Below are 11,261 nucleotides of genomic sequence, written 5' to 3' on the forward strand. Positions count from 1 at the left end.
GTGGTTCAACTGCATCCCTGCCACTTACTTATGTCTTACTGGAGATGCGGATTAAACCACATTTTCAAAGGGATAGATATTAGGGCTTAGCACCACTAGTGCAAACAAGCGTTAATATACTACAACCATCACTTTGGTTACTCCTGCGAAGGCGGGAGTCCATTTTCTGGCAGATTCCCGCCTTCGCGGGAATGAAGACTATATGGGTATTAGCGCTTAACAGCACCAGGAGCCTGTCGGACTTAAGACAATTTTGGCCTAAAACCCAGAAAGTGCGAGAAAGTGCGAGAAAGTGCGAGAAAGTGCGAGAAAGTGCGAGAAAGTGCGGCCAGAATTTCCGGTCAACTTGCTTAAACAGGTCAACTATTCGCACAAATTGATCGAAAATTCTGACTCGCCCTACTGAATTTTATGCTCGAAAGCATAAGTCCGACAGGTTCCTAAAAAATACAAATCACTTTTTTAAACAGTTTTTTCTTTCATCAGCCAGGGGGCATTCTCCCTTTTATCAAATAGCGCAGGGGCAACCCCTTCCAGAGCATTAGCTTGATGGAGGAAACAACCGCAGGCATTGCGAAGCTTTGCCTCGAAGATTGTGCTGCTTAGGTGACGTTCATTCGCCACTTAACAGCATTTCGAGGCTCAGGTGGGAGGATGTCAACGGGTAGCCAGAGCATTGTCTCGCTCGGTAACAATGCTGCTACCTGAGTGCGTCAAGGCGCTTTGTTGACTGCGAGCAATCGCATCTTTTTCACAACGACACGTGTCCGCTGCGGTGACTGCCTGGTAGTATCCAGAGAAAACAGTTTGATTTCCGCATCCACCGCCTCCCTTAATCTCACTTGCCCGGCAGGCTGCCCTTTCAAATCAATCCGGGTTGCTTTTGGCTTGATGGTCTCCAGATACCGGTCCAGCGTGGTAAAAAAGTGCAGGGCTTTACTGATAATATGGGCAGGTACAACACCTGCGTTTTCCATATCTTTATGAATACCAATTTTCAACGGCTGCGGAGCAGAGACGTGAAATGCCTTTGGCCAGATAGCACGTACCACGCGCAAAGCTTCTGCATTCATTACATCATCTTCGGGTTTGCTTGCCAGCTTTTCCAGCAGCACTTTTGCTTCATCGGGTACGTGAATGGCTGGTAGTGAGGTTTTAGGGTTTTTCTCTGTCATTGTACAGCACTGTCCATTTGCGTTCAGCATTAAAAACGTAGTTTAGATTATATACATCTATGCCTGTCTGTTCATATTAGCTATTGTGGTGCATCTGCGTTATGTGGAGGGTGGTCAATGCTCCTGAGCCAGCTCAGTATTTCTGAGGTAAAGCGTTGTTCTTCTGGCCTGGTAAACTGACTGAAGGTACTTTTTAGACGCTTCACCGTCCCCGGCAGAAAAGAGCTACGACCTTCATGGGCAAGTTGAATGATATTGTCGTGAATTTCTTTAGCCAGATCTTTACCACAGAGGCTTTTCAGCGCGGACTTGAATGCGCTGTGGACAATAAACTGGTCTTTTTGTCGGTAACTCTCAGCCAGGGTCGCTAATGGAATCATGGAGAGATAAGGCTGAATCATTGGGTTAACAGCATGACCTCCGCACCACCGCGACAGTTGCCAGGGGCGACCGGTAAATGTATAGACGGGCAGGCGATGCTGCAACCATTTTGGGTCATTGACGGGGTAATTATCCCAAAGAAAGGGTTTTCGCTGAAAGCACTCGGCAATTTCAGACAAGCCTTCTTCATCATAGCCCAGAGAAATAACATGGTCGCCTGTCCAGAAAATATCAATTGCCGGGTCTAACGCAGCCCCTAGCTCTGACCAGTAATGGGGTGGTTTTTTCCCGTACACTCTTTCGAGCAACAGGTCGCGGGAATAAAAGGTGCCAACCATCTGAAAGTGTTTGGCAGTGCTCTCACCGGCAATAAACTCAGCAATATCTGACTGTTTTTGAGCCAGGTTAGCAACATTGTTACTAAAGTCATCAAACAAAATTGACAGCATGGTGGGGTTGATACTATTGATCAGGGCGATTTTAGCCTTTAGCGCCTGTCGTGTTGTATCATCGAGTTCAGTCACCTCAAAGGGGGTAAAACCGATACCAAACTTCACGCCTTTCTCCCGGAAAGTGTTACTCAGGCGCTTTAATTGCTCAAGATGCTCATCCGGCCAGGGTAACTGCCACTTTTCACGGAGGTAGGGGTCGTTTTTCGGCGCATAAATAAAAAAGTCGAATGCGTGTCTGGCACAAAAGCCTGCATAGGCATGGCGTGCCTCCCAGGTCCAGGAATGCTTTTCATCATACATTCCTTCAATCACACCCACTGTAAATGCCATTGACTGTTACCCAGCTTTTTATGTGTCTGTCCAAAAAACCACAAGGTGCAGAAAAATGTCTGCTAGCCCCTGATCTCGGGCACTCTTTCTTGACACCTTGTCAAGTGACGGCGTGAAGTGAGAAATAACTGCCCAAGGTTCTCATAGTGCCAATTACGTACCAGAATTGAAAGAAAAGACGCTGAAGGCGGCCTGTAAGGGTTGGTATACCATAAACAGCCAGACAATCAAGCTTATCCAAAAAAGCAGTCTGTCAGCCAACGCAAACCGGTTGCAAAAGAAGGGTGCAAAAGAAGGGTGACTTTTTTGGCGCCTTGCAAGAAACAGAGCCACAGAAAGATCTGTTTACTTTGTTTAGCTTTCCATTGATTTTATTATGTGAATTAAATTATATGTTGATAAAACTATGGCTGGATTGTCACATAATAAACGACACGGCTAGGAGCCTGTCGGACTTAAGACAATTTCGGCCTGAAATCCAGGAAGTGCGAGAAAGTGCGGCTAGAACTAAATTACATAGGTATTGATTACTGGATAGTATTGGGTTTATCTATTGTTGATCAGGTTTTATTTTTATACATAAATTCAACATTATATTTACCGTTTAAGTCGTTTATTATTGATGATTAGGCTTCTTGCATTCAGGTAATATAAGTCTATAGTCTGGATAGGTGTTTCTACCAAAATATGTCAGAAATATCTTTAATTAATACGGTGTTGAATGAGCCTGCTTTTTTGAAGAAAAAAGCAAAATATTATCAATAAGAGTATCACGCTATGATTGATAACTATGGTGTATTGAGGGCAAATGTTGAGATTGATAAAGAAAATCACTATTCCGAAAGGTCTCACGAAACCCGCTATAATCTAATAACTAAATTGAATGGTGAAGAATATCAGGTAAACATAGATGTTCAATCAAGAACAACGCCAAATGTTCGAGTCTATGTCGATACTGATTTTGATCATAAAGAATATATTTCTTACTTCAAAGAAATAGAGAAAGGTTTTACAGATTTGAACAGTGGCCATGATAACTTTAATATTGACCTGATACACAAGCCTCTGTTTGACATCAATAAGCTGGATGCGGACTGTTTGTCTGCAGACGAAATAGAAGAAGTTCTGGATAGTTATCTGCTTGGTTTACCCGAGGTCTTTGTATTTGGGCGAAGGTATAGGAGTGAGGAATATATTCATACACCGCCAGAAATGCTGCCTTATGGCTTGAGGCGATACAAACATTATCCCGGAGCACTGCCCAATAGGGGAGTTGATATGGTTCATCTAAACCAGGGTATACCCAATTCAGATCATTACCATCACTATAATGGTGCTTATCAGGATGGGGCGATGTTTATCAATCGAAGTGATCACTATGTCGCTGTGTTTTTTGCTTTCCAGCAGCAGTGTTTAAAAACAGATTTAAATGGCGAGTGCCTAACTAAAAACTAGGAGCCTGTCCGAGAATAGCGCCCGTAGCGAGGATTACGAGAAATTGAGGATAAAAATTTCTGCTTCTAAGGATAATAGTGGGGCTATTTGACGAAGAAGCAGGAATTTTTAGACCAATTTATCGCAACCGCAGTAGGGTAGTCTATTCTCGGACAGGCTCCTGGTATAACGTGAGTTCGACGAGTGAAATGAGACACGGAGTCCCCTCACTAATCTAGCCCGGATATTTCATAAACTGCCCTTAGAGTCGCAAGGAGCAAGCAAGGTCAGGAGCATGTTTATGAAATATCCGGGCTAGACTTTGTATGCCAAAACAGGTCGTCAGTGAACAGAGCGCTGTGTCTTTGATTAGTTTATTCTGTGATCTCGCATTATTTTTGCCTTATTTTTAAACCAGAATGGCATAAACAGCTCATATCTAACGACTCTAAGCCTCTATACCGATCCAAGCTCTCACTTAGTGAGGTCATGACTATTGTTGTGCACTTCCATCAAAGCGCTTACCGGAATTTCAAGCACTACTTCAAGGGTTTCATATTTTGCGCCTTGCAAGAAACAGAGCCACAGAAAGATTTGTTTACCTTGTTTGAGTAGAGTATGTCTTTATTTTATTTTGTTTAGCGTTGGATGCATTCATATTAAAAAAATTTCCTACAGTTGTTGTATTTTTAGCTACATTCTTGACGGGTAAGCCTGATAAGCAGAGCGGTTAGTTGTCAGGCTTTGATGCAGGATTGATCTCCATGCGGATCATTTTCACTTGGTATTACGCCATATAAAAATACTTTAGGAAAGTTGATGAAAAAAATTAAACTGCTTTTGGCATTATTTTCATTTTTTATTGTTGGGGCACATTATACCTGTGCTTATGGTGTAGTCCCTGGCATAGATAGTGAAAATACTGAAAAAGTACACTCAAACCCTGATGATACAGAAATCACGGATGACCCTATGTATGATATTGAAGACCTAAATACGATGTACAGTCAATTTCTGTCGGATAATAAATTGTGTGGTAGCAGATTGAATGAACAATACCACAGCTACTACTCAGGGGAATATGTGGGGTATGTCCAGCAAACCCTGTTGCGCTATCACGATCTTGCATTAATTAATAAGCGTTTTGATATACAATTACAGTGGTATTGTGAGGATAAAAGCAAAGAATGTTGTTCAATAATGGACGAAGGGGTTCCTTGCTTGACGTTCAAGCTAGTTAAATTGTCGGATATTCCAAAACCCTTGTTGGAAAACCAACAGATATTTGCTGACTTGTTAATGCATTTTGTTGAGTACGAACACCGTAACTATAAAAAGGATGAAAATAATGAATGTTGGGTTCCTGCTGAAAAATCTCAGTTAATATGGTTTTCATCAATGGCGGAAGTGCTTGGCGGGGGCGGGGCTGTCTCTAATACCACTGAAATGAGTGAAAGATATTTCTTAAGCAGGGTTGTAGAAGCCGATTTTACTAAGGAGTTTGAGCGATTAGACCTGGCCAATCAAAATGATACCCCCGATTATTTTGGGCGCCTGATAGAAACTTTTGAGCAGTTGAAATGGTGGGATGATACTAAAGAAGTCGATGAGAACCCTGGTATTGATGATAACGCCAAGAAGACTTGTACACTTTTCACTTTTATCAAACAAGCGGTATCTAATTATTTTCCCTGGAGAGAGTTGCGGGCTATTTCCCTTGAAGATTGTCAGCGATTAATTAATCAGGTTGAAAAATTACAAGATCCCGTTTTAAGAAAAGCGATTCTACTGCCAGTTGTTTATACGCTTGAAAATAATCCATCCTATGATGAACCCTGGCAGCAACTGTATTTAGCTGCAACAGCGCTTTGTGAAGACCAAGAGCTGATAAGTCGTTTTTCATGTCATATGGCCCATGGGTCCGTTTGGTTCTCCGTATTTTATCATCATTATTTGAAGGACTTAATCAGGCTCAATGAAAAAAGCATTCTTAATGAACTGCTGAAGCGGGCGTTGACTCCAGGTATTACCTATTATAAAGATCAGCTTGTTCGCGACTTGTTGCAAAAGGGAGGCTCTGTGTCAGAAGAGTGTGCGTCTACGCTGCTGGTGCAGGCGTTGAGTCCAAATACTCAGTATGTTAGTGAACGTGTCTCCGTCTTGAGGAAAAGGGGGGGCATTTTGCCAAAGGACGTTGCGTCTGAATTACTGGAGCAAGCGTTAAGTCCAAATACCGCGTATGATAGTGAACGTGTCTCTGTCTTGAGGCAATTGGGAGGCATTTTGCCAAAAGACGTTGTGTCTAAACTGCTGGAGCAAGCGTTAAGTCCAACTACTCAGTATGTTAGCGAACGTGTCTCTGTCTTGAGGGAATTGGAAGGCACTTTGCCAAAAGACGTTGTGTCTGAATTGCTGGAGCGAGCGTTAAGTCCAACTACTCAGTATGTTAGTGAACGTGTCTCTGTCTTGAGGGAATTGGAAGGCATTTTGCCAAAAGACGTTGCGTCTAAACTGCTGGAGCAAGCGTTAAGTCCAACTACTCCGTATGTTCGTGAACGTGTTTCTGTCTTGAGGCAATTGGGAGGCATTTTGCCAAAAGACGTTGCGTCTGAACTGCTGGAGCAAGCGTTAAGTTCAAATACTCCGTATGTTCGTGAACGTGTTTCTGTCTTGAGGCAATTGGGAGGCATTTTGCCAAAAGACGTTGCGTCTAAACTGCTGAAGGAGGCGGAGACTAAATATGGTCTGTATGCCAGAGAACAACCTGTTTTTGTTTTGAGGGAATTGGGAGACACTCTGCCGGAAGACGAGGTGTCCACACGGGAAGCTTGCGGTGATCAACTTGTTTCACAAGGTCAGTTTACACCCGGGGGATTCCAAGCGACTACCCCGCAGCAAGTAGGTGAAGCCCCGGGAGCCTCAAAGTAGGTGACTAAGAGCCAGTCGGACTTAAGACAATTTCGGCCTAAAATCCAGAAAGTGCGAGAAAGTGCGAGAAAGCGCGAGAAAGTGCGGCCAGAATTTCCGATCAATTTGCTTAAATAGGTCAACTATTCACGCAAATTGATTGAAAATTCTGACTCGCCTTACTGAATCTTATGCTCGAAAGCATAAGCCCGACAGGCTCCTGGCGCAAACAATCGTTAATATACATACAACCATCACTTTGGTTACTCCTGCGAAGGCGGGAGTCCTTTTCTGGTGGATTCCCGCCTTCGCGGGAATGACGAGTGTATGTGTATTAGCGCTTAACAGGACTGGTGGGTACGAACGTCGCCAGCAGTCGCGCCAAAAAAGGCGCTTGCCAGCGTGCGTGAAGCCGGACTCAAAAAACGGATAATTTTTTGGTGGCTTGTAAGAAACAGAGCCACGGAGTATTTGCTTACCTTGTTTGGGAAGAGTATGTCTTTATTTTTTTTGTTTAGCGTTGGATGCATTCATATTAAAAATATTTCCTACAGTTGGTGTATTTGTAGCTACATTCTTACTGGGTAAGCCTGATAAGCAGAGCTGTTAGTTGCTTGGCTTTGATGCAGGATTGAGTGCTATGCGTATAGTTGATTTCCATGCAGATCATTTTCGCTTGGTATTACGCCATATAAAAATACTTTAGGATATTAGGAAAGTTGATGAAAAAAATAAAATTGCTCTTAGTGTTGCTTTCATTTTTTATTAGTGGAGCGCATTATACCTGTGCTTATGGTGTCGTTCCTGACATACATAAAAAAAAATTTTCTGGAAAAAAAAGTGTTGCAAAATTAGAACCTGATGATAAAAAAAGCACGGCAGACTCTGTTTACTATGTTGCGAACCTAAACGCGATGTACAGACAATTTCTGATGGATAATGATTTATATGGTAGCAAATTGAAACAAAAATACCATGCCTATTACTCAGGGAAATATGGAGGCTATGTTCAGAAAGCCCTGTTGCACTACTACGATCTTGCATTAATTGACAAGCGTTTTGATATACCATTGCAATGGTATGATAAGAGTAAGCGAAAAGAATGTTGTTTGATAACGGGTAGGCTTTCTCACGTTGAGATGGTTCAATTATCGGATATTCCAAAACCCTTGTTGGAAAACCAACATACATTTGCTCATTTGTTAATGCATTTTGTTGAGCGCAATCATCGCAATCATAAAAAGGGTAAAACTCACGATGGTTGGTTTCCTGATAATAAATCTCAGTTAATATGGTTTGCATTAATGGGTAAACTGCTTGGCGATACTGTCTCTAATACCGTTGAACATACTGAACACATTGAAAAATATTTTTTACGCAAGGTTGCAGAAACTGATTTTACCGGACAGCTTAAGCAATTTGGCATGGCTAATAACAGCGATACCCCCTATTACTTTGAACGCTTGGTAGAAAATCTTGAACTGTCAAAGTTGAGTGATACTGAAGAAATCAATGAAGTCGTTAGTCTCGCTTATTCTCAAGAAATTTATGATTTTTACCGGTTTTACTCGTCAGACTGTTTGATGAAACGTGTAGTATCTGATCATTTTCCCTGGAGTCAGTTGCAGACGATTTCCCTTAAAGATTGTCAGCGATTAATTAATCAGGTTGAAAAATTACAAGATCCCGTTTTAAGGAAAGCGATTCTACTGCCTGTTGTTTATGCGCTTGAAAATAATCCATCCTATGAAGAACCCTGGCAGCAGCCGCGTTTAGCTGCGACAGCGTTTTCTGAGTACCAAGAGCTGAAAAGCCGTTTCGCATGTCATATGGCCCATGGGTCCGTTTGGTTCTCCGTATTTTATCATCACTATTTGAAGGACTTAATCCGGTTTAATGAAAAAAACATTCTTAATGAACGGCTGAAGTGGGCGTTGAGTCCAGATACTGTGTATGTTGGTGAATGTGTTTCTGTCTTGAGGAAAAGGGGAGGCATTTTGCCAAAAGACGTTGCGTCTAAACTGTTGGAGCAAGCGTTAAGTCCAACTACTCCGTATGTTGGTGAACGTGTTTCTGTCTTGAGGGAATTGGAAGGCATTTTGCCAAAAGACGTCGCGTCTAAACTGTTGGAGCAAGCGTTAAGTCCAACTACTCCGTATATTAGTGAACGTGTCTCTGTCTTGAGGGAATTGGGAGGCATTTTGCCGGAAAAAGTTGCGTCTGCATTGCTGGAGCAAGCGTTAAGTCCAAATACTCCGTATGTTCGTGAACGTGTTTCTGTCTTGAGGAAATTGGGAGGCACTCTGTCGGAAGAAGAGGTGTCTGCAAGGCTGAAGCTTGCATATGGTGATGAAACTGTTTCAGTTTTAATGGAAATGCAAGGCCAGTTTACACTCGGGGGATTTCAAGCGACTACCCGGCGGTAAGTAAGTGAAGCCCCGGGAGCCTCCAAAGAAGGTGACTGGGGTGAACGAACCCCGCCAACAGTCGCCAAAAAAGCAGCCGTTTTAAAGACGACGATTGTAGTTTTTAAGTAGCGTTAACGCTTTCTGTTCATCCTGAGCCGAGTCGAAGGCTCCTAGCTTCGACAGGCCCAGTACCAAAAGAGATTATTACGTTCTTTTTTCAACAGAACCTATGTTCAATCTCATCACTGTTTTAAAACAACCAATGGGCCATGCCGGCAATAACAGGTAAGGTGACCAGTGTTCTCAAAATGAAAATCACAAACAGCTCCCAAAGGGTGACAGGAATACGGCTACCTAACAGCAATGCACCAATTTCTGACAGGTAAATCAATTGGGTCAAAGAAAGAGCCGCAATGACAAAACGAGCCATTTCATTGTCGATGGAAGCTGCCATAATAGAGGGCACAAACATATCGGCAAAGCCTACAACCATGGTTGTGGAGGTCTCTGTCGCTTCAGGAATTTGCAGTAACTCCAACAAGGGCACAAAGGGCATACCGAGGTAGTTAAAGACAGGGGTATACTCTGTAATGATCAAAGCAATGGTACCAATACCCATTACTACGGGAAGAATGCCGAACACCATATCAATGGCATTTTTACAGCCATCTGTGATGACATGAACAGGGCTTTTTATGGTATCGGCTTTTTCCAGTGCTTTTTGCATTCCCCAGGAAAACGCGCTACGACCGGCAGGGATCACTTCCTGGTCGTGCTCCCGTGCCTGACCATTGATAAATACATCCTTCTTGTTTGACAGAGGCGGAAGCCTTGGGACAATTATTGCTGCCACGATGCACCCAAGGGCAACTGTCAGCAAAAAGGAAGGAAACATGCTCTCAAGGCCAACCTGTGCAATAACCACCAGAGTAAAAGTAATAGAAACCGTGGAAAATGTTGTACCTATAACAGCAGCTTCGCGCTGTGTATAAAAGCCGGATTCGTACTGTTTACTGGTCATCAGGATACCAACACTGCCATCGCCAAGCCATGAAGCAATGCAGTCTATGGCTGAGCGTCCTGGCAGCCGGAAAACAGGGCGCATGACTTTGGTGAGCAGTGTACCGATAAACTCCAGCAAGCCAAAGTTCATCAGCAGTGGCAGTAGCAGACCAGCAAAAATAAAGACGCTTAACAGAACGGGCAATAAGTCGTTTAATACCATGCCGCCGGTTGCAGCTGACCATACGGCTTGTGGCCCGACTTTAAAGTAGCTGAGCAGTACAAAAAGAGCGCCGGACACACGAATAATGAGCCATAGTGGTGAAACATTCAGCAGGCCATTCAAAAAAGGTCTGTTCTCGATAAAAGCGGGTGTAAATATTTTTGTGAACAGGGTCATGACACCCATTGTGGCAATAATGAACGTGATAATACCAACTAATGAGTCGCTGAAAGTGGACTGAATAAGCTTGGCCAAAATAGCGATAGGGATAGTGATATCACCTGCATAGCTCACCGGAATGACAAATAAAAACAAGCCTGTCAGTGAGGGCAATAAGAATGTCAAAAAGGTAGCCATTCCAAATGACTGCTTTGTGGTTGAGGATGACTGCATGTATGAAACCTGTCTCTCTTTCAATGGCTCAGAGTTTTTCTTGGGCAAGTATACAGGGTCTATAGTGTGCGCCCTGTTGATTAATTATGCATTTATAAAGATTACTTTTGCAACCTGTGGGCAGGCCACGCAAAAATAAGACAAATGTCGCTTTAATGTCATAATACGCATAAATCTCAGTTATTTTTGGCCGGTCAATGTTATAATTTTTATAGTTATAACTATAGTTTTTTTGAAGCTAAAAAGAATAAACATTACATTGTATCCCGTGTCTTCTTGTGTTTTTCTACCTCGACTAACGGATACTAGGAGGTCTTCATACTACTTAATACCAATGGTTTATTCTAGCCAGGCTATTGCGCCGACAATCTGAACGCTAGGAGCCTGTTGGACTTATGCTTTCGAGCATAAAATTCAGTAGAGCGAGTCAGAATTTTCGATCAATTTGTGCGAATAATTGACCTATTTAAGCAAATTGATCGGAAATTCTGGCCGCGCTTTCTCGCGCTTTCTCGCGCTTTCTGGATTTTAGGCCGAAATTGTCTTAAGTCCGACA

The 11,261-nt window shown here is 42.9% G+C and carries 6 protein-coding genes; 3 read left to right on the forward strand and 3 right to left on the reverse strand.

Annotated features, from left to right (window positions below):
• Positions 1–713 precede the first annotated feature (713 nt).
• Both V4C51_RS15550 and V4C51_RS15555 read right to left on the reverse strand, forming a co-directional pair.
• Positions 714–1,175, reverse strand: a complete 462-nt coding sequence (locus tag V4C51_RS15550) for a ProQ/FINO family protein (protein ID WP_330927096.1) — start codon at positions 1,173–1,175, stop codon at positions 714–716.
• An 80-nt stretch (positions 1,176–1,255) separates the two neighbouring features.
• Positions 1,256–2,338 (reverse strand): beta-N-acetylglucosaminidase domain-containing protein, encoded by a 1,083-nt coding sequence (locus V4C51_RS15555; RefSeq protein WP_330927097.1) that lies wholly within the window; start codon positions 2,336–2,338, stop codon positions 1,256–1,258.
• A 777-nt stretch (positions 2,339–3,115) separates the two neighbouring features.
• Between V4C51_RS15555 and V4C51_RS15560 the strand changes: the two genes are divergently transcribed.
• From V4C51_RS15560 to V4C51_RS15570, 3 genes are all read left to right on the forward strand, one after another.
• Complete coding sequence (locus V4C51_RS15560; RefSeq protein ID WP_330927098.1) at positions 3,116–3,793, forward strand: DUF2278 family protein; 678 nt, start codon at positions 3,116–3,118, stop codon at positions 3,791–3,793.
• Positions 3,794–4,591: 798 nt separating this feature from the next.
• On the forward strand, positions 4,592–6,700 hold the full coding sequence (locus V4C51_RS15565) for a HEAT repeat domain-containing protein (RefSeq protein WP_330927099.1): 2,109 nt from the start codon (positions 4,592–4,594) through the stop codon (positions 6,698–6,700).
• Between the two features lie 701 nt (positions 6,701–7,401).
• A complete protein-coding gene (locus tag V4C51_RS15570) occupies positions 7,402–9,105 on the forward strand; it encodes a hypothetical protein (protein WP_330927100.1) in 1,704 nt (567 codons plus the stop codon).
• A 232-nt stretch (positions 9,106–9,337) separates the two neighbouring features.
• Here the strand turns inward: V4C51_RS15570 and V4C51_RS15575 are convergent, their stop codons facing one another.
• Positions 9,338–10,669, reverse strand: coding sequence for a YjiH family protein (locus V4C51_RS15575; protein WP_330927101.1), 1,332 nt, complete (start codon positions 10,667–10,669; stop codon positions 9,338–9,340).
• Positions 10,670–11,261: the final 592 nt, after the last annotated feature.

This window comes from Candidatus Sororendozoicomonas aggregata, from assembly GCF_031528575.1.
Classification (GTDB): domain Bacteria; phylum Pseudomonadota; class Gammaproteobacteria; order Pseudomonadales; family Endozoicomonadaceae; genus Endonucleibacter; species Endonucleibacter aggregata.

Coding starts and splice junctions, on each gene's coding strand:
- V4C51_RS15550 (WP_330927096.1), bottom strand. CDS start 1,175: ATGACAGAGAAAAACCCTAAAACCTCACTACCAGCCATTCACGTACCC.
- V4C51_RS15560 (WP_330927098.1), top strand. CDS start 3,116: ATGATTGATAACTATGGTGTATTGAGGGCAAATGTTGAGATTGATAAA.
- V4C51_RS15575 (WP_330927101.1), bottom strand. CDS start 10,669: ATGGCTACCTTTTTGACATTCTTATTGCCCTCACTGACAGGCTTGTTT.
- V4C51_RS15555 (WP_330927097.1), bottom strand. CDS start 2,338: ATGGCATTTACAGTGGGTGTGATTGAAGGAATGTATGATGAAAAGCAT.
- V4C51_RS15565 (WP_330927099.1), top strand. CDS start 4,592: ATGAAAAAAATTAAACTGCTTTTGGCATTATTTTCATTTTTTATTGTT.
- V4C51_RS15570 (WP_330927100.1), top strand. CDS start 7,402: ATGAAAAAAATAAAATTGCTCTTAGTGTTGCTTTCATTTTTTATTAGT.